This is a genomic window from Wolbachia endosymbiont of Atemnus politus (assembly GCF_013309895.1).
Window position 1 is genome coordinate 1 of record NZ_JAAXCS010000008.1, and the last position, 23,253, is coordinate 23,253.

Below are 23,253 nucleotides of genomic sequence, written 5' to 3' on the forward strand. Positions count from 1 at the left end.
ATGGATACCAAAAGCGATTACTGCTACAGCAAGGAAACTGGCATGTATTTTCTAAAATATGCTATAATATGGAAAAGAATATGTAGAAAAAGGAATTGATTATTATGAGAAGGTTTATAAAGACAGGGTTATGAAGAATCTAAGTAGAAAAGCCCATGAATTTGGTTACATCCTGGTTAAAAAAGATAAGTTAATTGAAGGAGTTTCTTAGGAGAGCCTAGTAAATATCTCTTACATTTTTCAAATATTGACATTTTTACCTCACACTAACTATTATTTAATTCTATATCAGAATAGCTAAAAAGTCAACCCTTTTACTAATATATTAATATAAAATTGCAGCAAGAGTTAGATAAGGCATATTTAGAAAATTTGCTTGTGTTAATCAAATATTACAAAGTTAGTAAAGATTCTGGTTTACTTAAAGTTCGTTAGTTGCTATTTTTAAAAACACAAAATTTACTATAGCACCATATGTTTAGGATTTTTTCTAAAGTTTTTTTTATACTAATGTTTTTAGTTTCTAGCTTCTTTACTGTGCATAGTGCTGAAGCTAAGTCCAAAGTAAAACTTAGTGAGAAATATAAACCTCCAGGTAATCCTGGCGGTGCAGACTTTTATGAGGATGAGGGTTTTGCCGAATCATATAAACTGTATGAGAAGCGTAGAGAACTCCTAAAGAAAAAAAAGTTACAAGGTCGGGCTAATGCCAACCAATAAACAAAGAAAATCTAGCCAAGAAGTTAAAAGAAAAAAAAATTGTTATCCTTAGTGATGAACCAAGCGATGTAGAAGCCTGTATAATTGAAGATGGAGAGGACGCTATGGTGAACCAGCATGGCGTCAATATTGCACGTCTGAAAGGGGCTATATTCATAGACCAAGGGCCAATTCCAGGATATGAAAGCGGGCAGCACAAAAGTGAACGACAAGAGAGAAAAAAGACTACTACAGCACGAGAGAAAAAAATGTCTCCTATAAATGTTACTATAAAGGACACGCCATCAAAAAAAACGTGCTCACATGATTCCATTACTGATCGCAATAATGTTAATCCAAATGGCTCGGATTCATTTGGAAGTGTAGCTGATACAGCAGAATAGATTTAATGACATGTTAAATGAAGATCTGGTAGATTATGACGTGGATATATGAGTTGCTACCTACTTCTCGACATAAGACTCATATTGTAAAAGTTGGGCAAGTAAAGATAGGTGGCAATAATCCTATAGTTGTACAATCTATGGCGCTTGGTGTGCATATAGATTCTGACAATATAAAAAGCAGTGCTAAGCAATACGCAAAAGAAATAATAGAACTAGCGCATGCGGGCTCAGAGTTGGTACGAATTGCTTTGAATTCAGAAGAAGTGGCAAGAGCAATACCTTATATAGTAGAGGAGATAAACAAAGAAGGTTTTGACGGTAAAATATTAGTAGGTTGCGGGCAATATGAACTGGATAAACTAGTCCATGATTATCCAGACAACATCAAAATGCTAGGTAAAATTAGGGTAAATCCAGGAAATGTAGGCTTTGGCAACAAACGTGATGAAAAATTTGAAAGGGTTATAGAGTATGCAATAACGCATGACCTTCCGATTAGAATTGGAGTAAATTGGGGTAGCCTTGATAAGTACCTCGCACAAAAACTGATGGATGAAAACTCTCTATCTAGTGATCCAAAATCTTCTGATGTTATATTGCGCAAGGCACTTGTAATGTCTGCCCTCAGTAGTGCAAAAAAAGCTGAAGAAATTGGTCTCAATTCAGACAAAATAATCATTTCGTGTAAAGTTAGTAAAGTGCAAGATTTAATTTCAGTTTACACGGCGCTTGCAAAATCTTCTAATTATGCTTTGCACTTGGGTTTAACAGAAGCTGGTATGGGCAACAAAGGCGTGATAAACACCACAGCAGGGCTTACTTACTTATTACAAAATGGTATTGGAGATACGATACGTGCTTCTTTAACTCAACGCCTTGGTGAATCACGAATTAGTGAGGTAACGGTGTGTCAAGAAATATTGCAATCCATAGACTCGCGTCACTTTAATCCTCAAGTTAGCTCATGTCCTGGATGTGGGCGCACAAGTAGCGACCGTTTTCGTATATTGACTGAAGAAGTAAATGATTATATAAAAACTCGCATGCCGATCTGGAAGAAAAAAAATCCAGGTGTAGAGCATATGAATATTGCTGTTATGGGTTGTATCGTAAACGGGCCTGGAGAAAGTAAACACGCAAATTTAGGAATCAGTTTGCCTGGACATGGAGAAAAGCCCGTTTCAGCAGTCTATAAAGACGGCAAGTACTTTAAAACTTTACAAGGTAATAATATTTTTGAAGAATTTAAGATAATTATCGACAATTACGTGGAGGGGCATTATACATAAAATCGATGATGCACGAAAATCTTGTTTCAAGCCACAGTCTAATGTTACTTTATAATGGTGTCACCCCCTTCCTGTCATCCCAGCCCTCCTTTCCCTCCTTTTCTTGTCACCCAAGTAAGGTGTCATCCCTGTAAAGGTTACGTAATTCGTTGACAAAGTGCAACCAAGGTTGATTGTTTTTCAGAAGTAGGGAGAGAGAGTTCTATGGCGCATATTGAGCAAGAGCCCTTGCATCTGATTTATCGGATTTTGCTAAAGTTCCGTGAGATAAAATGAAACTTTTTACTTTGCGGGTATTAGCTCGATGTACGGTTTGTCAATAAGAAAATGCGACAAACCAATTTCCTGTGTTTTCTAAAGTTACTAAAGAATTAGGTAAGATATCTGAAAATTTTTGAAACAATTGTTGCCAACCAGAAGTATTATTGTCAAATTCGACAGCATTTTTCTCTTTGTGAACCGCAACAACATTCTTGAATTTTCCGATGTCAATGCCAATAAAATTTTGATAAGATGTAACCATGATAACCTCGATAGTTTTATTAATTTAAGATTGTAAACGGGTGCATCCACACAACTATTCAAACGTATCGAGGGACGGGGCTAGTGTACCTTGATATGAACGGTTGTTAACACCAACGTCGCGTCGGTTGCACACGCCCGTGATAGCTCTATTCCTATAGTGAGTAGAGTTATCTTCCCTCTTGTTTCTTTTATATCACGTTTTTAACTTACAACCGCCGCGGCGCTAACAAGTAGCGGGATGACGGTGGCTATAAACATTAAGAAATTTACCAAATCAAAAAAAAGGCAAAAGAATCCCCGAGTAGCGAGTTTTGACCCTCTAATACTGTAACTTGGCGCTGTAATAATGTGCTGACGCTTAGTTTAAGCGCGATTTTGGCTGCATGTGAAAAAATTTAAAAGACATGTAGCCCCAATAATTTATATAATCCGCCAATAAATACCTTAAGTTTTTTACTAAATTTTTGTCATTGAATCCGCGCGGATCAAAAACAAGTTTTGAGTCAGAAATACCCTAATTGCCATGATAATGAGATTGGCGGGGGTTGTCAAGGGGTTTTTTCGTTTTGAAATCACAAGGTCGTGCGGTTGTGGCGTGTTAACTTAAATCTATATTTATATGTCCCATTTTACGCTTATCTCTAGCCTCTTTTTTCCCATATATAGTTAAGCTAGCTTTTTTATCGATCAAATACCTATGAGAATCGTATATATTATTACCTATTATGTTTTTTGTCATACAAGGAAAGCGTAATACTACTTCCTGCATAGGTAGCCCGCATATCACCCTGACCAGCTGCTCAAATTGACTAACGTTACATGCATCCAAGCTCCAGTGGCAAGAATTGTGAGGTCTTGGGGCTAGTTCATTAACTAGCAGCTCATTATTTTTAGTAATGAAAAACTCAATAGCTAGAATTCCTATCACATCAAGTGCATTCGCTATTTTCTCCGCAACTTGTTGTATCTCTTGGGTTAACTTACTGTCTATTTTAGCTGGCACTGTTGAAGTATCAAGTATTCCATCAACATGGTGATTTTCCGCTATAGGAAAAAAAGCCATTTTACCGTTTTTATCTCTTGCAACAACTATTGAAACCTCTTTCAGTAAGTCAACGCCTGCTTCAAGAATACACTGCATATTCCAATCAAAAGAAGCAAATTGTTTCTCTTCGGAATCATTCCCAATCACATATTGTCCTTTTCCATCGTAACCCATTTCTGTTGTTTTCAGCCTTGTTGGATAGCCAAAAGTTCGCCCACTTTCTAATAGATCACTATAATTTCGTATACCTTTATAACTAGCGATTTTTATATCTAAACCCTTAATAAAATCTTTTTCTCTAAGCCTATTTTGTGAAATACGCAATGCTTTTTTACTAGGATAGAAATCTACATGCTGTGATATAATATCAATTGCGTCGCAGGGAATATTTTCAGATTCAATAGTAACTAAATCCACACTACGCGCAAAAGATTCAAGTGCCTTTTTATCAGACAAATCTGCTATCGTTAAATCATCAGCAACAGAGCAAGCTGGATCATCCTTAGCATTGGCAAAAATATGTGTTTTTTGCCCAAGCTTTGTTGCAGCAATAGCAGTCATTTTACCTAATTGTCCACCACCTATTATTCCTATTACTCTTTTGCCGAACATACCTGATCTATCCATGTTATTGCTGCTAATTAGAATACGACAATATGCTTGAAGAATCCACGAAAATAGTATATAATTAAGGTGTTGTTTTCCTATTATGATAATGGCACTAGAATACACGCTTACTACTAACTCTGTTGAAGTTACAGTTCTGCCAGTTTATATCGAGGAACAATCCATCCCTTATGAAAATTGCTATGTATGGGTGTATAATGTTAAGATAAAAAATAGAAGCCCATCAACTATTCAATTACTAAGTCGTTATTGGCAAATAATAGATTATAAAGGGAAGGTAAATGAAATTGCAGGTGTTGGTGTTATTGGAGAGCAACCTGTGATCAAATCTGGAGAAGTATTTAAGTACACAAGCGGAACATACTTGAATGCACCATCTGGAATAATGCAAGGTAAGTACGAATTCCTCAACGAAGAAAGCACAAAAACTTTTGAAGTTATGATACCGCCTTTCTCTCTGGATAGTCCATACGTAAATGTCAAGCCGCATTAGATCTAGTATTAAAAAGTTTTTTCGTTTTCATCATCAAGCTTAAACAAGATCATTGTAGAGACTAAGCCGATTATAACTATCATTAAGGAAAATGGGGCAGCTTCTCTATAACGCTCATCGCTTACAAGTTCATATATCCTAGTTGATATAGTTTCAAAATTAAATGGTCTTATAATAAGTGTTGCGGTAAGCTCCTTGATAGTATCCATAAACACGAGTAAAAATCCTGATATTATACTCTTTTTAATGAGAGGAATATGGACATTCAGACACGTGGAAATAGGTCCATGACCCATAGTATATGCGGTCCACTCAATTTCATTTGGTGTTTTTTTCAGTCCAGACTCTATTGCCTTGAAAGATATAGCAAAAAAACGAAATAAATACGAGTAAATCAAAGCACCAATAGTGCCTACCAAGCTTATTTCTACAATATATTGAGTAACAAAAGAAGATATTTTGCTTAAAAATATTATTATACTAATTGCAATAATTGCATTTGGGATTGCATAGCCTAAAGAAATGAAACGTGCTATATTGTTGATTATCTTGTTTTTACGTGCCGTATATCCAATCATTATCGCAATGCTAATTGAGATTAGTGCAGTGATAAATGATAAACCAATGCTATTTGCTATTATGTTATAGAACCTTGCTTCGTATATGAAAAATCCCCTTTCTATACTCCAATATATGAGTGGAATAATTGGTAAAACAAAACCTATTAATATTGGCAACACACACATGCTATAAACAAAGATCAATGGAATAGTACCGCTTATATTCCGCTTGTTGTGGTAATCTGAATTAGTATTGATTGCAGAATAAGATATTCCTCTTTTTTGCAAGATTTTTTCAATAGTTATTAGTGTTACAATAAAGACCAACTCCGCAACTGCTAAAACAGTAGCTGAATATTTATCATGCAGTAAAAACCAGGTGCGATATATTCCTGTTGTAAAAGTGTCAATTGCAAGAAATTGTGGAGTGCCAAAATCTGTAATTACTTCCATTAGTACCAAAGATAGCCCAGCTATAATTGACGGGCGTATAGAGGGTATTATGACAGAGAACAAGCTTTGCAATGAGGAGAACCCAAGTGTCGATGCAATAGTAACTGAGTTGCTAACGTTTTTTAGACTTGAGCGGACTAATATGTAAACGTATGGATATAAACTAAATCCCATCACCAATATTCCACCACCTAAAGATTTGATTTCTGGAAACCAATAATCACCTTTATTCCAATGAAAAATTTCTCTTAATAAACTTTGTATTGGACCTGAAAACTCTAGCGTGTTTACATAGACAAATGCTACTATATACCCAGGAATTGATATTGGGAAAAATAAAGCAACCTCGAAAATTCTACTCCCAGGAAATGAAAAAAACGTGGTTAGCCAAGCTGGTATCACCCCAAATATAAAAGATATACTTCCAACTCCTATCATCAAAATCAATGTATTCAATATATATTCAGGAAAAAGTGTACTGATTACCCACTCATAACTTGCTGATTCTGTAAATAGAATCGATATCAACGACAATATAGGACAGATAAATAATATACTTACTAGAAATAAGAATATATTTTTGAATATTCTTAAAAACATTAAATTAAATTCACAATTAATATTAAAATGTTATATGCAAAAGCTGAAGATATCCAGAGCTGATCTATTGAATATCTTTGTAATTCTATATACTATACTTTAAGTTGATAAGTTAACAATTATGAGCTTTGTTATAGCAACTTTCTACCATTTTGTAGAACTTTCTAACTATTACGATATGAAAGATGAAATAAAAGCTGCCTGCGACAATGTCGAGTTAAAGGGTACTATACTACTCGCAGAAGAGGGCATTAATGCAACCATATCCGGTGAAAGAAACGCAATTAACAAAACATTTGATTTTCTACGTTCTGATTACAGACTGAAAGATCTTACCTGGAAAGAAAGTGCATCAGAATATCAACCATTTAGTAAAATGAAAGTGAGGTTAAAAAGAGAAATTGTAAATCTTGGGGTAAACAATCTTGATATCTCCCTTAGAGGTAAATATGTCGATCCAGAGCATTGGGATGACTTTATCTCTCAACCTGACATTTTAGTAATAGACACGCGAAATGAGTACGAAGTGAAATTAGGCAAGTTTAAAAATGCAATTAATCCACACACTCAATGTTTTCGCGACTTTCCTCAGTGGGCACAGTCTTTCTCTGGAAACAAAGATCTGAAAGTAGCTATGTACTGCACTGGTGGGATCAGATGCGAAAAGTCTACAGCATACATGAAAAATCTTGGATTTAATGACGTGTACCATCTTAAAGGTGGTATTCTTTCTTACCTTGAAAAAACTCGTAATAAAAATAGTAATTGGGAAGGTGAGTGTTTTGTTTTTGATGACAGAATTGCTATTAATAACTCACTTGCCCCAAGCGATAAAATGCATATCCTGCTCAAATCAAGTTCCAACTGATGAGCTGAAATCAGTCTCACGTGGCCAAGTGGTTTGTTCTGATTGTAAATCTTTAGGGACTCTATCGCATCTATAAACCGTGGTAGAGAAAAATTGTTAAAACTGAGGTTATAGCAAAACTCTCAAAAGTAAGAAAGATAGTTGGTAAGAATGAAACTCTATCAGTAGGAATAATAGATAGTGAAAGCCAGTCAAAAAGGGGGTCCAGAGGATATGATATTGGCAAAAAAATAAAGGGCAGAAAACGCTATATCATTGTAGATACTGTAGGTCTTGTAATTGCTGCTGAAGTACACAGTGCGAGTGTTCAAGATTGTGATAAATCTTTTTGTTCAGGCTAAATGCAAATTTACGTAAGTTTTTTGCTGATCAAGGATACAAAGGTAAATTACAGAACAGGTGTTTATTGGAAACAGGATGTTTAAAAGTGGTTGATGTTACAGGACTCCAGGTAAACGTTGGATTGTTGAAAGAATTGGCTTTCTAATTTTAGACGCATGAGCAAAGACTACGAGCATTCTCCTCTTACTTCAAAAACCAATATCTTCTTTAATATGATTACTTCTATGCTTAGCTACTTAACTCCTTTCAAGACAGGTTCTTAAGGAGAGCATAGTTATGCTTCACATAAGGATCTCTCAAAATTGTGGGTAAAAGTGAGTATTTAAGCAAGTTCTAAATAAACAACAAAAACTTTACATAACACAAACAATAAGGTTAACTTATGTGACTATATTTGGTAAGGCTACAATGAACGATTATCTTTCACTGCTAAATTCAGAACAACAATTGGCTGTAACTAACGTAGACGGACCCGTTTTAATATTGGCAGGAGCTGGAACAGGAAAAACAAGAACGATCACCTCAAGAATAGCGCATATAATTAGAAATAACTACGCTAATTCCGATGAGATATTGGCAGTCACATTCACAAACAAAGCTGCAAATGAAATGGTATCAAGGGTATTTGAACTTACGGGTACAAACATACCTTGGCTTGGCACCTTCCATGCAATTGCAGCAAAAATTTTACGTCGCCATGCTGAAATTGTAGGCTTAAAGTCTAATTTTACAATCATTGGTGTGGATGATCAATTACAGGTAATAAAAAACATTATTAATGAAATAAACCCAGATAACTTATCAGAAAAACATAAGACCATTATGAATATTATTCAGCAATGGAAAGAAAAGTGCTTGTTGCCATCTGAAGTGGAAAAAACTCAGTCATTTAAGCCAATATATGTAACTGCACTCAAAGTCTATCATCAATATCAGGAAAGGTTAAAGTTCCTTAACTCTGTCGATTTTGGTGATTTACTGCTATATAATATACAGCTCTTTAATCAAAAGACCAAAATTCTCTCTTACTACCAAAGCAGATTTAAATATATCATGGTAGATGAGTATCAAGATACAAATACGATACAATACCTATGGCTAAAATACCTTGCAAAAGAGCACTCAAATATTTGCTGTGTGGGAGATGACGACCAGTCAATATACAGCTGGCGTGGTGCAGAAGTTGAGAACATTTTAAAATTTTCCGATGATTTTAAAAATGCAAAAACTGTCAAACTAGAATGTAATTATAGATCAACATCCCATATACTTGCAGCTGCATCACATGTCATCAACCATAACAAAACTCGCTTGGGAAAAAAATTGTGGACAACAAACATTGAAGGGGAGAAAGTAAATCTAATAAGGTTATGGGACGGGAAAGGCGAAGCAAGATTCATAAGTGAACAGATATTAAAGCTCAATAAGTACAAATTTAGCGACATTGCAGTGCTGGTAAGAGCCGCTTTTCAAACTAGAGTTCTAGAAGAGTATTTTATAAAATATTCAATTCCTTACAAGATTATAAGCGGCATAAAATTCTACGAACGCCAGGAAGTCAGGGATATAATTGCATATTTAAGACTCGTTACGAACAATAACGATGACTTAGCTTTTGAGAGAATCGTAAACCGGCCAAAACGAAGTATAGGAGCCACAACTCTAAAGAAGATATACACAGTTGCTCAGGATAACAAAACTTCTTTCTTTGAAGCAGCAAAAATATTAGTTGATAGTAATCAAGCAACTGAAAGGATTAAACTCTCACTAAATGATTTTTTAAATAAAATTAAAGCTTGGGGAGAAATAGTAAGCGTAAAACCACTACATGAATTCGTTAAAATTATAGCAAAACAATCAGGATATATTGAAATGCTTGAAGATGAAGAAGTAACGGGCTTGGCACGAATAGAAAATGTCAAAGAGCTCATCTCATCTTTAAAAAATTTCGATAATGCCACAACTTTCTTAGAGCACATAAGCCTAGTGATGGAAGTGGATAATATGAATAATGATGACACCGTATATGTTATGACTCTTCATGCAGCTAAAGGGCTTGAATTTCCATGCGTGTTTTTACCTGGTTGGGAAGAAGGGTTATTGCCGCATCAAAAATCCTTTGAAGATGAAAGCGGTAAAGCCTTAGAAGAAGAAAGGAGACTCGCATATGTTGGAATAACCAGAGCAAAAGAAAGGTTGGTTATTTCATGTGCAGACAGAAGAGAAATGAATAATCAATGGCAATCAATGTATACTTCACGGTTCATTAAAGAACTACCAAGAGAAAATGTTGAGATAATTAAAAGTAATATCACCTACTGATGAAACAGGCTATGCTAGTGCGGAACTTAGTCTAAGAACCTGTTAAAAATCTCGAAAGGATGAGGTAAAATAGTAGCAGATTAAGAATGAGGTATACATATGCGAAAAAGTTATCCAAGCGATATAAGTGACAAAGAATGGAAGATAATAGAGCCATATTTTGAACCTAAAAAGACTGGCAGACCAAGAAAACATAGTATTAGAACAATTATTAATGCAATCCGCTATATGATGAGAACAGGATGTCAATGGAGACAACTGCCTAAAGATTTTCCACCATGGAAAACTGTGTATAGTTGTAATTCGCGCTTGAAAAAAAGTGAAATATGGCAAGAAATTCATGATTTTCTAGTTAAAAAAGTAAGAGAGATAGAATGAAACTCCATCAGTGGGAATAATAGACAGCCAGTCAGTAAAAACGACTCAAAAAGGGGATCCAGAGGATACGATGCTGGAAAGAAAATAAAGGGCAGAAAACGCCATATTATTGTGGATACTGTGGGTCTTGTAATTGCTGCTGAAGTACACAGTGCAAGTATTCAAGATCGTGATAGTGCTCTAAATCTTTTTGCCCAAGCTAAATGCAAATTTACGTAAGTTTTTTGCTGATCAAGGGTAAATTACAAAACAGATGCTTATTGGAAACGGGATGTTTATTCAAGAAAATAGTTGATACAGGATTTCAAGTTATTCCCAAACGTTGGATTGTTGAAAGAACTTTTGCCTGGCTTTCTAATTTTAGGCGCATGAGTAAAGATTACGAGCATTCTCCTCTCACCTCGAAAAACAATATCTTCTTTAATATATTATGCTTCACAAATTAGCTCATTCTTGGGTTTGAAGACATGCTCTTAGATTACCAATAATGAATCAAACATACAGAACGCATTTATAGCTGCCCCTTCTGAATATTTTACTGAACATATGAGTGGCTGAGGAGGGACTTGAACCCACCACCAAGAGATTATGATCCTCCTGCTCTACCAACTGAGCTACTCAGCCTAGTTAAAAACCTTGTTATAGATATGATCTACATGTTTTGTATAATACTTCAAATCAAACAAAGATTCAAGTTTTTCAGAGTCAATAACTCCAAGTAGGGATTTATCTTGTTTCAATTTAGACAAAAAATCACTACTGTCTTGTTTCACTTTCATTGCATTGCTCTGAACGATTTTATACGCCTCTTCCCTCGTTAAACCACTATTTACTAATTCAAGCAATACACGCTGTGAGAAAATCAAACCTTTTGAAGAATTTAAATTCCTTTCAACATTTTCCTTATTAATCACCAACTTATCTATCAAATCTGTCAATCGCACTAAAGCGAAATCCATTGCTATACAAGCATCAGGAGCAATGCATCTTTCCACAGATGAGTGTGATATATCTCGCTCATGCCATAACGCAACATTTTCTAATGCAGGAAATACATAACTGCGCATTAAACGAGAAAGTCCTGTCAGATTTTCGCTCAAAATAGGATTACACTTGTGTGGCATAGCAGAGCTTCCCTTTTGTCCAACAGAAAAATATTCAGAAATTTCTCCAATCTCAGTTCTTTGCAAATGACGAATTTCAACAGCAACATTTTCCATTGAGCTTGCAATCACTCCCAAAACTGAAAAGAACATGGCGTGTCTATCACGAGGGATAACTTGAGACGATACAGTTTCAGATATAAGTCCCATTTTTTCCGCCACATATTCTTCAACAAATGGATCAACATTTGCAAAATTTCCTACTGCACCTGACATTTTACAAGTTGAAATTTCTCCTTGTGCGTTGATTAGCCTTTGATAGCCGCGCTTAAACTCTGCATAAAACCTGGCAAACTTTAATCCAAGTGTTGTTGGCTCTGCATGCATCCCATGACTGCGTCCAACACAAACAATATCTTTGTAGTTCTCAGCTTTTTTTCTCAGTGCTGCAAGTAAATTTTTTAGATTCTCAAGCAAAATATCACATGACTCCCTTAGCTGTACAGCAAGACATGTGTCCAAAACATCGGAACTTGTCATTCCGTAGTGTAGATAACGAACATCAACTCCTACTTTTTCAGCAATATATGTTAAAAAAGCTATAACATCGTGTTTTACAGCGGATTCGATCTCGTTAATACGTACAATATCAAATTCAATAGCACCGGAAAGTTTCCCAGCAACACCACTTGGAATTATTCTCAACTTTTCTTGAGCCTCGCATACTAACTTTTCTATTTTGAGCCATATATTAAACTTGTTATTTTCTTCCCAAATGGCAGACATCTCTTTACGACTATAACGAGGGATCATTAAATGACCTCCGTTTTGTCTCTAATCTCTTCTCAATTTCATTAATGGTTGGTTGGCACTGGGATTCAATTTCACTGTGTAATCCCATCATATAATTTGACATAAATTTTATGCTTCCAAGTTCGTAACTCACTACATACAATAACCAGATTCTCTAGATTCCAGCGTCAGCATGTTGCTACTTGTCGTCCGTATCTTTTTGCTCCTGACCCTCTTGTTGTTGCGACTTTTGGCTTTGCAATTTTACCTGTCTCAACTCATGTGCATCTGTTTCTGACCTGACAACATGTACAGCGACCGGTACTACTACTTCACTGTGAAGTTCTATATTCGCTTGATACTCACCAAGATTTCTTATCTTTACTCCATTAAAAGATATTTTACGGTGATCAACTTCACATTCTTGTAACAAAGACTTCGCAACTTCTCTTGTTGTTACAGAACCAAAAATTTTACCATCTTCGGAAGCTTGTTTTACCAATACCACAAACTTGCCAGTAAGAGATGCTGCTAGCTCTTTTGCCAAATTCAATTTTCTTATATTCTCTTCTTCTAAAAAGGAACGCTGCTCCTCCAATTTTGCTATACTTTCCTTAGTAGCTTTAACCGCTTTTTTTTGCGGGAAAAGAAAATTACGTGCATGACCAGGCTTCACTTTCACAATTTCACCTAATTTGCCAAGATTCCTTATATTTTCTTTTAAAATTACCAACATAAACTACCTAAACTTTTTTAGTACAGTAAGGAACAAGAGCCAAAAACCGTGCCCTTATGATTGCTAAACGCAATTTCCTCTGTTTTTTTGCACTCACACCTGTTAATCTTCTAGTTAATATTCTACCATAGTCAGACGTAAACCTGGATAATAAATCTGTATTTTTATAATCTATGTCCTCATTTCCAGATTCAGCAAGAGGACAAGCTTTAGAACGTCTAAATCCAGTCCTATTATTTACAGATACATAAGAATCATTAAAATTATTTCTTCTTTTTGTCATTATGCTCTTTGCTCCTCAACTTGTTTATTCATCATATGAGATTTACCTTCAAAAAACTTATCAACCCGTACAGATAAGTGGCGAATAACATTCTCATTAAGCCTTATTCTACGCACAAATTCGTCCATAATGCTTGAAGTAGAACATCATACAGTAATGACCACTTTTCATCTTATTTATTGGGTATGCGAAATCTAATAGACCCCAATACTCATACTTTATCAACCCTGAAGCCTTGATATTTTCTTAAAGCATTTCCAATGTTTTACTTAATCGATTTTGGTTTGTGACTTCAAGACCTTGAAAAATCTTCATCAGATGCTCTGAAATGTTTTCCTTTAAAGTACTTACCGCATTGCGAATAAATGCACTCTTAGAAATTTGCTTACCGTCCTCTGGAAGTTTTATAAAATCTTGTGTTATTCCCAAACTCTTCGGTTCATTCTTCTGCTCTTTGCTAATTTTCAATTTAACTTCTTTCAAATTTGAAAGATCTCCTTCTAACTCAACCCATAAAATTTTTACGAAGCTTTCTAGGAAATCAGAGTACACAACTAAACCCTCTTGAATGTCTTTAGCACGCACCTCTAACTCCTGTTTCGTAAACTTGTTGTTCCCTTGCTCCAGAATACCTTTGATTTGCTGGAACACAACATCTGTCTTAATATTTTTTAACAAAACACCCAGCTCTTGAGCCATCCCTTCTACTTCTTGCTGTAACAAACCTTGTTGTGCTATAAAAGTAAATTCATAAAGATTCACTATGTCTTCCTTTAATACCGATTAAATATTTCATTATATAAAGCTTTTTCATATAAGCAAGCTATTTGTATCAATTTCTATATCCTTAACCCAACTTAAATTAGATATTTCATAAGCAATTTGAGGGGTAATTGAATACGCATCCGGTAACAAAATGCTTACCTTATGCTTTTCAAGAAGAAGTTCCAACATTATCTTGGTTCTGCCCCCATTTTTTAATATTGAATTTAATTCCATAGCAACTTTTCGCGAATCCGCACACCCAGTCAAGACTAACCTCCTTATTACAGAAGTAATCCTTTCTGTGAATTCAGATATGTCTTTTCCCGCTAGTCTTGTCGTATTCTCCGAAGTTTCAAGATCGATTATAACAAATGTTCCAGGAGAAAATAGATTTCTTTTCTCTTCTATTATTTCATTGTTGTAAAATGCTATTTCAGAAACATTATGTGGATCAGAAAGTGTAAGTATAACAAACCTTCCACGCTCTGAGGTTCTCATACGCACATTTAATATTACACCAGCAGTTTTTGTCGTTCTACTTTCTCCGATAAATCCAATATTTAATTTTTTTAAAAGAGTTCTAAATTTTTCAAGCGGATGATTAGTTAAGTAAAATCCCAGTGAAAATAACTCATGTTCTAATTTCTCCTCTTCATTGAAATCTTCCACATTCTCAAGTTTCGGCTTTAGAACATCAAGATTACCAAACAAAACAGCTTGATTCGATTCCTTATCCTGTCTGTTTTTATTTGCAAAGTAAATCAATGTGTCTATTGATTCATATAGCTGCTTTCTGTTTCGATGTACATTATCAAACGCTCCAGATTTAATCAGGCTTTCTAGTGCTCTTTTGTTTATTATATGTCCCGAATTTTGAATGAATTCCCATATGTCCTTATAGGCGTTCGAACGTGTGTTTACTATTCCCTCTGCTATAGAGAAACCAACATTGCGCAGAGCAGCGATGCCGTAGCGTATGTGTTCACCCTCTATTGAAAATTCAGCCTCAGACTTGCTTATATCAGGTGGAACGACAGCAACTCCACAAAGCTTTGCAGCATGATAAAATAAATTCAGCTTGTCTCTATCATCGATATTTAGATTCATTAAGGCTGTGAAAAACTCCAACGGATAGTTAGCCTTAAGGTAAGCTGTTTGGTAAGATATCACCGCATATGCGGCTGCGTGAGATTTGTTAAATCCATAACCAGCAAATTTTGCGACAAGGTCAAAAATATAACTCGCTCTGTCATAATCAACGCCATTTTTCGTTGCTCCGTGAATGAAAAGTTCACGTTGTTTATCCATCTCTTGTTTGATTTTCTTACCCATAGCACGTCTGAGTAGATCTGCTTCTGCAAGGCTATACCCAGAAAGAATACGCGCTATTTCCATCACCTGTTCTTGGTAGATTATCACTCCAAATGTTTCTTTTAATACCCCTTCAAGTAACGGATGAATATAATCTGGCTTTTCAAGCCCGTGTTTTCTTGCAATATAAGTTGGAATGTTATCCATAGGCCCTGGACGATAAAGAGAGATTAAGGCAATGATATCTTCAATACAGTCTGGTTTTAACTTAATTAAAGCTTCTCTCATTCCCGAACTTTCAAGCTGAAACACTCCTATTGAATCACCTTTTGAGAGCATTTCATAGGTTCTTTGATCATTCAAAGGAACCAAAGAAATATCAATTTTTTTCCCATCACGATTAACTAAACGGCATACATGATCTATCAGCGTCAGCGTGCCAAGTCCGAGAAAATCAAACTTTATTAGTCCAGCTTTTTCCACATATTTCATGCTGTATTGAGTGATTGGCAGAGCCGAATTTGGATCGTAATAAACAGGAACAAAATTTTCTAATTTTTGATCACATATTACAATTCCAGCAGCATGAGTTGAAACGTGACGATATATTCCTTCAAGCTTAAGAGAAATATCGAGGAGTTTTGCAATCACTTCATCGCTATCTCGTTCTTTCTGCAGATTTTGATCAAAATCTATCGCCTGTGAGAGAGTTACAGGGTTTACTGGATTAAATGGAACCATCTTAGATATTTTGTCCACCTGAGCGTAAGGCATTTGCAACACCCTCCCAACGTCGCGTAGCACGGCCCTTGCCTGCAATTTTCCGAAAGTGATTATTTGTGCAACATAACCATACTTCTTCTGAACATAATCAATAACCAAGTCTCTTTTTTCCTGACAGAAGTCGATATCAAAGTCAGGCATCGATATACGATCAGGATTTAAAAACCTCTCAAAGATCAAGCCAAATTTTATTGGATCGAGGTCTGTAATCTGCAGCGCCCAAGCAACAATTGATCCAGCACCAGAACCCCTTCCCGGACCAACTGGAATGCCATTTGCTTTACTCCAGCGAATAAAGTCAGAAACTATCAGAAAATATCCAGAGTAATTCATTGAAGTTATCACACCCAACTCGTAATTTAGCCGATCGTAGTATTGCTTAAAATTAACATCATGGGTGTCATCCCAGTGCTTGACACTGGGATCCATATTTCTTTTTTCCTGGTCACGCGCTGGAATGACAGAAGAAGATTGTGCAATGCGGAATTCTAATCCTGCAACTGCCTGCTCTCTCAGTTCCTCATTCTCAGTTTTATTCTCTCGACAAGGGAATTTAGGCAAAATAGGCTGCCTACTTCTTGGCATATAAGAGCATCGTCTAGCTACCACTGAGGTGTTATGAATTGCTTCGGGAATATCGCTAAACAGCTCCTCCATTTCCGCCACAGACTTGAAATAATGCTCAGAGGTTAGCTTTTTCCTGTTATTTTCGAGAGCATAACTACCCTCCGATATGCACGTTAATATGTCATAAGCTTCATAATCAGACCTATTTGGAAAAAACACATCGTTCGTTGCAACCAGTGGTACATCATGCTGGTAAGCAAAGTCTATTAAGGTCTCTTCGAGTTCCAGCTCCTTACTTAATCCATGACGCTGCAATTCAACATATAAATGACCATCAAATGCTGAAAGCAGTTTTTCAATTGCTTCTTTATCTTGTTCCAATAACAGTTGAGCCAATATTCCATCATATCCGCCGGTTAAAGCGATCAGACCTACACTTGAATTTAATAACTCATCAAAATCAACGTAAGGAATATCGTTGCTATTTTCGCGCTTTCTAAAAGACTCACTCACCAAAGTGACTAAATTAGTGTATCCTTGCTCATTTTTTGCGAGCAATAATATAGGTAAATTTTGTTCTGAGTGCCGAACTATAATGTTACATCCTATTATTAGCTGTATTCCCCTACTTGCCGCATATTCTGCAAATTCGAGTGAACCAAATAAGTTACCTGAATCGGTAATTGCAACTGCCGGCATTTTATTCTGCAAACAAAGACCTATTAGCTCCTCAATTTTGACCGAACTCTCAAGCAGTGAATAAACACTGTGAACATGCAAGTGTATGAACATAAAAAACTTTAGACCAGTATAAAAGGATAACATTAATTTACTCATGAGGAACAAAAACTTATCCAATAATCTCAACACGAAAATAAACTTCGCCAGCCTCGTAGCACTAAGGGTATTTATGACTCAAAATTTGTATTAGAACCTGTTCATAATCTTTTCAGTAGTAAAGCAGCAAAAGCAAGAACAATCATGTGTAAACTGGTGTTGAGTTTCCGTTCGCAATTTTTCCACAATCGCCTGCATTTCTCCAGCCAAGCAAAAGATCTCTCAACAACCCATCTTTTCGGCAATACAGCAAAGGTGTGTAATTCGCTGCGCTTTATCACCTCAACAGTCGCACCAATAGTTGCTTTTATCTGTGTTGCAAAATTTTCTCCAGTGTAGCCTGCATCAACCAGTACGTTTTTAACTTCAGAGAGACTTTCTTTAGCATTTTTAACCATTGTCACAGCACTGCTACGGTCAGTTACTTCTGCTGTTGTTACATAAATTGCATGTGGCAAACCTTGCGTATCAACTGCTATATGGCGCTTTATACCTGAAATTTTTTTACCTGCATCATAGCCCTTATTCTCAGCAGTATCTGCGTTTTTTACGCTCTGAGCATCAATTATACAGAAACTAGTTCTTTCTTTCCGACCATTGCCGATACGTGTCTCTCCAACTAATTTTTTTTAATACACGTTCCAAAGTACTTTCTGTATCTTCGCTTGATTTTTCACTCCATTTTTTAAAATAGTCGTAACAACTGCGCCATTTTGGAAAATCTTTCGGCAGCATTCTCCACTGACAAGCACTTTTTAGGACGTACAGTACTCCACAAAATACATCATATAAATCAAGTTTCCTTGGTTTTGTTTTCTTCCTGCTACTCTCCAGTATTGGTCTGATTTTTTCAAATTGTTCTCGACTTATGTCACTTGGGTATAAATTTCTCATATATCCTTATTCATATACATCATCTCACAGTTTACTCTTTTTTGAGATTATGAACAGGTTCTTAGATGTATGGTCCCAGATATGATAAAATACGAGACCATCAAGGAAGGTGTTATAAGAAGGAGGAAAGCTTAATAGAATTTTAAAAAAATTAGTTGGAGAGTTAGTATTTTCTCTTAACTTTATTACTTTAAAGATATTGAGAAGAAATCTACACAGATCTGCCTTTTTGTGAATCTGTGTTTCTGCTTTCCTCAACCTGCTTTGAAAAAGACGTCTCTTGTTTCTGAAGCGGCTTAGCAATTTCGCGCACAGCGGCAGTAACTGCAGCTAAAAACGCTTTTAATAATGCACCTAAGGCTCCACCAACTGCTTCTCTGCCATGTATGCGGGCCTGTTTTTCATTATCGTCAGCAGTTTCTCCTGCTCTTCTTTTTGGATCCATCCTATGAGCAATGACTGAAAACAACACTCCCCTGATTGAAGACTTCATTCGTGCCTTTTGAATATCTCCATCACTTGCCGCTTCATGGCCCTGATTTAAGCGTTTAGCGTTCATTAGCTCCTTTTGTTGTTGGATACCACTTAAAATCTCTTCCATCACTTGTTTCTTTCTCTTCTCCATAACTCTTTTCTTGGATTCTAATTTATTGCGAGTGTGTTTTGTGGTTTCAAATTCTGCATCAATATCTTCGGACGCTGCTTGGCTATACAAGGTTTCTATGAGCCTATCTATACTTCGCTTTACTTGCATAGTCCTTTCATAACTATCTAAATTATCGATTTCTTCATCAATCTGGGTTAAGATGTCCTCAAAAGCTTTTAGATAGTCTTGAACTATATCTTTCTGCTGCTCTTCTAGCTGATTTTCATCCTTCAAACTCCTCTCTCTTCTGTCATCGTTATTTTCTTCACTATTGTTTTCAAAAAGATAATCGTCATTCATAATTTAATTAAAATTTTACTATTGTGTATAAAAGATTAAATTAATGTTAATGAAAGGTGTTTACAACTTCAGCGCTGGCTAAAATTACGGTGAAGCTGTCAAAAGCAGCAGGGTCGTAATATCTCTCGTATAGTTCAACCGAACACCTGAGCCTAATCTTTTCCTTAGCATTAAAATTAATTTCATAATCGTTATTAGAGTTTAGCATAGCAGAATTACGCAACAATTCATCAGCGAGTACAGAGTCTAGAATTCCATTAATTTTTATCGTAATGTATCTGCTTCCAGCACAATCAAGTACTTTTCTCCAGCCAAAAGAAGAAATGTCTTTTATCTCTTCTCTGTTATTACGCAAAGTAAACCTTAAGTTTCGTATATTATTTAGCACAATAAAATTGTTATCATGATCTTTAATTTTTAGCTGTAATTTGCTCATTGTCCACTCCTTTTATAAAAATATCAAAATTAATTGTTGAATGTAAAATTTCATCATGCTGATCCATAGCACAATTACTTTCCAAAATAGTCTCACCTTTAATGCTCTTAAGCACCAAGTTGATATGCCTTATAATGGCAAACATGCTACCTATATGATAAGTATATATATCGCACGCAAATCTTGCCTTTGTAGCAAAATTGGATAGCATATGCAGATTGTTATAGTTCACTACATGTAACCTCAGATAAGGAATAGAGACCCTTTTAGGTAAGTAGTCATAAATGTTAGTAACATGTTTTCTTAAACCAGAGTCTGCCTTGAGCGCTGCATAAATGCTATTGTACAACTCAATTATAGCTTGAACTTTCTCCATTCTGTGTTTACACTTATTTACAAAACAACCCTTGGTTCGCGGAATGGGGAATACACCTCTTTTACTTCAGACAAATAACTATTCACTTCTGATTCGCGATTTTTATAAAGAGCAGAAACATGCTGCATAATACCTAGTTTTATCTGTTCGGGAACATTGTCATAGCCAGCTTCGTACATAACATCAACTCTTATTGCATTTAAATAACTGAAAAATTCAACGTACTCTCCTACATCACTAAAATAATACTTAGGTGTCATCTTCTCTTGATTTTTAGATATCGTTGCAGCAGCAGATATTATTACTCTCACAGGTCCATAGCTTAAATAGAGTCTACGAGGTATATAACCTTCACATGAAACTTGCCACGTTTGCTTAACCAGCGACTTTTCCATATACCATTCAGCATAGTCGGTTGCCATAAAAATTAGATCTGAAATCAACTTATCATCTTGATCATTCTCAATGCGTAAAAAAGATTTAACCTCCTCTAAAGTCACTGGAAAGGATTTAAGTTTAGATTTACGTTGTACACGTATTTTTGGCGAAGTAGACATATAACCTCCTGTTTATGTATCTCGTATGCTGTAAATAAATTACAGTAAATTTCTTACATTAAGTTGATGGCATAAATGCTTTGTGCTACAAGTTCTTTATTGTCTGTTCCACTACATTAAGGAGAGAACGTACTAAAGCTGTTTTCCCCTTTTTATTGATAAAATTTGAACTTACAGCTAGGCTGAGCAAATTGACGTTTTGAGAATGAATATTGTTGAAGATGGTGTTTAACTCCTTAGCAAGCAAATTGCGAAATTTCTGTACACTATCGTATGCGATATTTTCAAGTTCATGCGCAAATTTATCTTGAGCTACAGTTGTTATGTCTTCAATTTTTTCATTGAATTCCTCTAGCTTTTTTTCCTTACTTTTAAGGTTTTTTGTCAAAGCCTTCATACCTATCCAACTTAACTACTATTATAATTATAACGACAATGAAAAACTACCAAAGTAAAAAATTTATGCTACAACATGCTATTGCGTAAATACTGTTTACTAGGCACGCGCTGCTCTTCTCCTGTCATTCCAGCGCGTGACACTGGAACCTTAATTTAGCTGTAGCACAACTGAGCGAATACGGCGATTTTAATGTGTTTTTATGCATGACAAATATTACTTGACCTTAGGTTTTAAAGGTGTTATGTAATAGTTTTATAATATTGAGGTTTATTATGAAAGGCAAAGAAAATAATCTTGAGCAGTTAGAGAAGGAAAAAACAGAATTACAAACTCAATTAGAAGCTGAACAGAATAAAGCCAAGCAATCAAAGGATGCTTTTGTTAAATGGTTACAGAATGAAGCTGAATACTATGAAGCTCAAATACAAGGACTAGATGCTTTTTTTCAACTATTACATATAAAAGAAACGCAAGAACCATTTCAGCAGTTACGGGAAAAAAGTAAAGAATTCAACACTCAAGTAAAAGAGTTAGAAAAGCCAATAGAAATAACTGATGAAATAAAAAAACTAAGCGAGTTACGGAAGGAAATAGAAGAGCTAGCAGGAAAGCTTCCTGCATATGCAGAGACACAAGTAAGAAACCTAGCAGAAGAAAAAGCAGCATTAGAAGCTAAAGTAAAAGATTTAGAAACTAAAAATTCTGATGTTGCGACGTTACAGCAGAAAAATAAAGAACTAGAAGCCAAAAACAAAACAACTCAGCAACCAAAACAAGGCAATGGAGCACGGTACACCGCTACTGTTGGTATGGGTCTTGCTGCTGGGTTGGTAGGCATTTACTGCACTTGAACGTACAGTGAGATTAGATATTTGGGTAATGGTTGGTATAGCAGTAGCATCTGCACTTGCAGTTGGTGGTATTACATGCTACATGTTAAAACCTAGTACTAAAGTGAGTGAAACACAAGAGCCACAAAAAGCAAATGGGGCGTGCTGTAAAGTGGCTTAACACGAGAGCTAAAAATATAGTTGAATAATCGTTAATAATAGTGTATAATTATTAATGATTTTTAAGTTAATTTCTTATGGCTTTTTCTAAGTTTCTTGATGCTAAAAATGATGTAGCCTTTCGGCGTATCTTTGGTACTGAAAAGAATAAAGATATCCTAATTCACTTTCTCAATGATATCTTGGGCTTTACTGGCAAAAATGAAATAAAAGAAATAGAATTTCTCAGTACCATTATGGATGCTGAAATTGCCTCTAAAAAACAAAGTATTGTTGATGTTCTCTGTAGAGATGAAAATGGGGTGCAAGTGATAATCGAAATGCAGGTCGCTAAAACCAAAGGCTTTGAGAAACGTGCTCAATACTATGCAGCTAAAGCATATTCTAGACAGGCTGATAAAGGTGATCAATATCATGACCTTAAAGAAATTATCTTTATTGCTATAGCAGATTGTATTCTATTTCCTGATAAGTCTGAGTATAAATCAAAGCATACTATTCGAGATGAAGATACCAATGAACATGATTTAAAAGATTTTTATTTTACATTTATTGAATTGCCAAAATTTCCCAAGACTAAGGAAGATCAGCTCTCAAATATAGTTGAAAAATGGGTCTACTTCTTCAAGTATGCAGATGAAACCAGTGAAAAGGAATTGGAAAAAATAATAGGAAGTGATGTAATAATCAAAAAAGCATATGAAGAGCTAAATAGATTCAACTGGTCAGAAAAAGAATTTATAGCCTATGAACAAGAAATAAAGCGTATTCGTGATGAGAAGGCTGTCCTCGCTCAAAAACTTGATGATGCTACTGAAAAAGGCATCAAAATTGGTGAAGAGAAAGGTA

The 23,253-nt window shown here is 35.5% G+C and carries 23 protein-coding genes, 1 tRNA gene and 6 pseudogenes; 14 read left to right on the top strand and 16 right to left on the bottom strand.

Translation table 11 applies throughout. The annotated features are described in order from the left end of the window. The 3 genes and pseudogenes from HET73_RS01085 to ispG all read left to right on the top strand — a co-directional run. Positions 1-211: pseudogene (locus HET73_RS01085) on the top strand (IS110 family transposase); the annotation flags it as partial. A 263-nt stretch (positions 212-474) separates the two neighbouring features. Continuing rightward, positions 475-1,103 (top strand): annotated as a pseudogene (locus tag HET73_RS01090) (TRP75-related protein). Positions 1,104-1,138: 35 nt separating this feature from the next. Next, positions 1,139-2,395, top strand: coding sequence for a flavodoxin-dependent (E)-4-hydroxy-3-methylbut-2-enyl-diphosphate synthase (ispG, locus tag HET73_RS01095; RefSeq protein WP_174133891.1), 1,257 nt, complete (start codon positions 1,139-1,141; stop codon positions 2,393-2,395). Between the two features lie 146 nt (positions 2,396-2,541). Here ispG and HET73_RS01100 read toward each other — a convergent pair. After that, positions 2,542-2,918: pseudogene (locus tag HET73_RS01100) on the bottom strand (IS110 family transposase); the annotation flags it as partial. Positions 2,919-3,518: 600 nt separating this feature from the next. Continuing rightward, complete coding sequence (locus tag HET73_RS01105) at positions 3,519-4,592, bottom strand: 5-(carboxyamino)imidazole ribonucleotide synthase (protein WP_174133009.1); 1,074 nt, start codon at positions 4,590-4,592, stop codon at positions 3,519-3,521. 88 nt (positions 4,593-4,680) lie between these two features. Here HET73_RS01105 and apaG point away from each other — a divergent pair, with 88 nt between their 5' ends. Beyond that, complete coding sequence (gene apaG, locus HET73_RS01110; protein WP_174133010.1) at positions 4,681-5,085, top strand: Co2+/Mg2+ efflux protein ApaG; 405 nt, start codon at positions 4,681-4,683, stop codon at positions 5,083-5,085. An 8-nt stretch (positions 5,086-5,093) separates the two neighbouring features. Here apaG and HET73_RS01115 read toward each other — a convergent pair whose 3' ends face one another. Next, the gene (locus HET73_RS01115; RefSeq protein WP_174133011.1) at positions 5,094-6,698 is read right to left on the bottom strand and encodes an ABC transporter permease; all 1,605 of its coding nucleotides are present in this window, start codon (positions 6,696-6,698) and stop codon (positions 5,094-5,096) included. A gap of 121 nt (positions 6,699-6,819) precedes the next feature. On the opposite strand from HET73_RS01115, the pseudogene trhO reads away from it, so the two are divergent. From trhO to HET73_RS09780, 7 genes and pseudogenes are all read left to right on the top strand, one after another. Then, positions 6,820-7,642: pseudogene (gene trhO / locus HET73_RS01120) on the top strand (oxygen-dependent tRNA uridine(34) hydroxylase TrhO). 67 nt (positions 7,643-7,709) lie between these two features. Further along, positions 7,710-7,886: pseudogene (locus HET73_RS09610) on the top strand (transposase); the annotation flags it as partial. 8 nt (positions 7,887-7,894) lie between these two features. Beyond that, on the top strand, positions 7,895-8,053 hold the full coding sequence (locus HET73_RS01125; protein WP_174133892.1) for a hypothetical protein: 159 nt from the start codon (positions 7,895-7,897) through the stop codon (positions 8,051-8,053). A 263-nt stretch (positions 8,054-8,316) separates the two neighbouring features. Further along, positions 8,317-10,230, top strand: a complete 1,914-nt coding sequence (locus HET73_RS01130) for an ATP-dependent helicase (protein ID WP_174133902.1) — start codon at positions 8,317-8,319, stop codon at positions 10,228-10,230. 99 nt (positions 10,231-10,329) lie between these two features. After that, positions 10,330-10,608, top strand: a complete 279-nt coding sequence (locus HET73_RS01135; protein ID WP_174133893.1) for a transposase — start codon at positions 10,330-10,332, stop codon at positions 10,606-10,608. Positions 10,609-10,614: 6 nt separating this feature from the next. After that, positions 10,615-10,827, top strand: coding sequence for a transposase (locus tag HET73_RS10050; protein WP_174133903.1), 213 nt, complete (start codon positions 10,615-10,617; stop codon positions 10,825-10,827). Beyond that, positions 10,812-11,054 carry a transposase gene (locus HET73_RS09780; RefSeq protein ID WP_410543537.1) on the top strand — a complete coding sequence of 81 codons (243 nt, stop codon included), beginning with the start codon at positions 10,812-10,814 and terminating at the stop codon, positions 11,052-11,054. The genes HET73_RS10050 and HET73_RS09780 overlap by 16 nt, the downstream gene beginning before the upstream one ends. Before the next feature lie 105 nt (positions 11,055-11,159). On the opposite strand, the gene HET73_RS01150 is transcribed toward HET73_RS09780, so the two are convergent. The 13 genes and pseudogenes from HET73_RS01150 to HET73_RS01210 form a co-directional block, all read right to left on the bottom strand. Next, positions 11,160-11,232 (bottom strand) — tRNA-Met (locus tag HET73_RS01150). Next, on the bottom strand, positions 11,232-12,524 hold the full coding sequence (gene purB / locus HET73_RS01155) for an adenylosuccinate lyase (protein ID WP_174132950.1): 1,293 nt from the start codon (positions 12,522-12,524) through the stop codon (positions 11,232-11,234). Before purB ends, HET73_RS01150 begins: the two co-directional genes overlap by 1 nt. A 178-nt stretch (positions 12,525-12,702) precedes the next feature. Continuing rightward, positions 12,703-13,239: a 50S ribosomal protein L9 gene (gene rplI, locus HET73_RS01160; protein ID WP_174132949.1), complete on the bottom strand. Its 537-nt coding sequence runs from the start codon at positions 13,237-13,239 to the stop codon at positions 12,703-12,705. Between the two features lie 7 nt (positions 13,240-13,246). Then, positions 13,247-13,522: a 30S ribosomal protein S18 gene (gene rpsR / locus HET73_RS01165; protein ID WP_174132948.1), complete on the bottom strand. Its 276-nt coding sequence runs from the start codon at positions 13,520-13,522 to the stop codon at positions 13,247-13,249. Further along, positions 13,522-13,747: pseudogene (rpsF, locus tag HET73_RS01170) on the bottom strand (30S ribosomal protein S6); the annotation flags it as partial. The gene rpsR and the pseudogene rpsF, both read right to left, overlap by 1 nt. A gap of 21 nt (positions 13,748-13,768) precedes the next feature. Next, a complete protein-coding gene (locus tag HET73_RS09785) occupies positions 13,769-14,284 on the bottom strand; it encodes a hypothetical protein (protein WP_174133894.1) in 516 nt (171 codons plus the stop codon). A gap of 48 nt (positions 14,285-14,332) precedes the next feature. Continuing rightward, positions 14,333-17,740 carry a DNA polymerase III subunit alpha gene (dnaE, locus tag HET73_RS01180; RefSeq protein WP_174132946.1) on the bottom strand — a complete coding sequence of 1,136 codons (3,408 nt, stop codon included), beginning with the start codon at positions 17,738-17,740 and terminating at the stop codon, positions 14,333-14,335. Positions 17,741-17,886: 146 nt separating this feature from the next. Beyond that, positions 17,887-18,679 (bottom strand): IS5 family transposase gene (locus HET73_RS01185; RefSeq protein ID WP_174133895.1). Its coding sequence is split into 2 segments (ribosomal slippage): positions 17,887-18,414 and positions 18,416-18,679, totalling 792 coding nucleotides; the frame shifts between segments, so codons are not numbered across the junction. A 211-nt stretch (positions 18,680-18,890) separates the two neighbouring features. Beyond that, complete coding sequence (locus HET73_RS01190; protein ID WP_174133896.1) at positions 18,891-19,625, bottom strand: hypothetical protein; 735 nt, start codon at positions 19,623-19,625, stop codon at positions 18,891-18,893. 46 nt (positions 19,626-19,671) lie between these two features. Next, positions 19,672-20,061: a phage tail tube protein gene (locus tag HET73_RS01195; protein WP_174133401.1), complete on the bottom strand. Its 390-nt coding sequence runs from the start codon at positions 20,059-20,061 to the stop codon at positions 19,672-19,674. After that, positions 20,036-20,437, bottom strand: coding sequence for a tail completion protein gp17 (gene gp17 / locus HET73_RS01200; RefSeq protein WP_174133400.1), 402 nt, complete (start codon positions 20,435-20,437; stop codon positions 20,036-20,038). Before gp17 ends, HET73_RS01195 begins: the two co-directional genes overlap by 26 nt. 17 nt (positions 20,438-20,454) lie before the next feature. Further along, positions 20,455-20,994 (bottom strand): head-tail connector protein, encoded by a 540-nt coding sequence (locus HET73_RS01205; RefSeq protein WP_174133897.1) that lies wholly within the window; start codon positions 20,992-20,994, stop codon positions 20,455-20,457. A gap of 85 nt (positions 20,995-21,079) precedes the next feature. After that, positions 21,080-21,391 (bottom strand): hypothetical protein, encoded by a 312-nt coding sequence (locus tag HET73_RS01210; protein WP_174133898.1) that lies wholly within the window; start codon positions 21,389-21,391, stop codon positions 21,080-21,082. Between the two features lie 239 nt (positions 21,392-21,630). On the opposite strand from HET73_RS01210, the gene HET73_RS01215 reads away from it, so the two are divergent. The 3 genes from HET73_RS01215 to HET73_RS01225 form a co-directional block, all read left to right on the top strand. Next, positions 21,631-22,245: a GumC domain-containing protein gene (locus HET73_RS01215; protein ID WP_174133899.1), complete on the top strand. Its 615-nt coding sequence runs from the start codon at positions 21,631-21,633 to the stop codon at positions 22,243-22,245. Positions 22,246-22,252: 7 nt separating this feature from the next. Further along, entirely contained in the window at positions 22,253-22,405 is a 153-nt protein-coding gene (locus HET73_RS01220; protein WP_174133900.1) for a hypothetical protein, read from the top strand. 76 nt (positions 22,406-22,481) lie between these two features. Next, positions 22,482-23,253: Rpn family recombination-promoting nuclease/putative transposase (locus tag HET73_RS01225; RefSeq protein ID WP_174133901.1), on the top strand; the 772-nt coding region annotated here is incomplete at its 3' end.

Coding starts and splice junctions, on each gene's coding strand:
- dnaE (WP_174132946.1), bottom strand. CDS start 17,740: ATGTTCATACACTTGCATGTTCACAGTGTTTATTCACTGCTTGAGAGT.
- HET73_RS09780 (WP_410543537.1), top strand. CDS start 10,812: ATGCAAATTTACGTAAGTTTTTTGCTGATCAAGGGTAAATTACAAAAC.
- HET73_RS01130 (WP_174133902.1), top strand. CDS start 8,317: ATGAACGATTATCTTTCACTGCTAAATTCAGAACAACAATTGGCTGTA.
- HET73_RS01135 (WP_174133893.1), top strand. CDS start 10,330: ATGCGAAAAAGTTATCCAAGCGATATAAGTGACAAAGAATGGAAGATA.
- HET73_RS01205 (WP_174133897.1), bottom strand. CDS start 20,994: ATGTCTACTTCGCCAAAAATACGTGTACAACGTAAATCTAAACTTAAA.
- rpsR (WP_174132948.1), bottom strand. CDS start 13,522: ATGACAAAAAGAAGAAATAATTTTAATGATTCTTATGTATCTGTAAAT.
- HET73_RS01115 (WP_174133011.1), bottom strand. CDS start 6,698: ATGTTTTTAAGAATATTCAAAAATATATTCTTATTTCTAGTAAGTATA.
- HET73_RS01105 (WP_174133009.1), bottom strand. CDS start 4,592: ATGGATAGATCAGGTATGTTCGGCAAAAGAGTAATAGGAATAATAGGT.
- HET73_RS01190 (WP_174133896.1), bottom strand. CDS start 19,625: ATGAATGACGATTATCTTTTTGAAAACAATAGTGAAGAAAATAACGAT.
- purB (WP_174132950.1), bottom strand. CDS start 12,524: ATGATCCCTCGTTATAGTCGTAAAGAGATGTCTGCCATTTGGGAAGAA.
- rplI (WP_174132949.1), bottom strand. CDS start 13,239: ATGTTGGTAATTTTAAAAGAAAATATAAGGAATCTTGGCAAATTAGGT.
- ispG (WP_174133891.1), top strand. CDS start 1,139: ATGACGTGGATATATGAGTTGCTACCTACTTCTCGACATAAGACTCAT.
- apaG (WP_174133010.1), top strand. CDS start 4,681: ATGGCACTAGAATACACGCTTACTACTAACTCTGTTGAAGTTACAGTT.
- HET73_RS01210 (WP_174133898.1), bottom strand. CDS start 21,391: ATGAAGGCTTTGACAAAAAACCTTAAAAGTAAGGAAAAAAAGCTAGAG.
- gp17 (WP_174133400.1), bottom strand. CDS start 20,437: ATGGAGAAAGTTCAAGCTATAATTGAGTTGTACAATAGCATTTATGCA.
- HET73_RS01195 (WP_174133401.1), bottom strand. CDS start 20,061: ATGAGCAAATTACAGCTAAAAATTAAAGATCATGATAACAATTTTATT.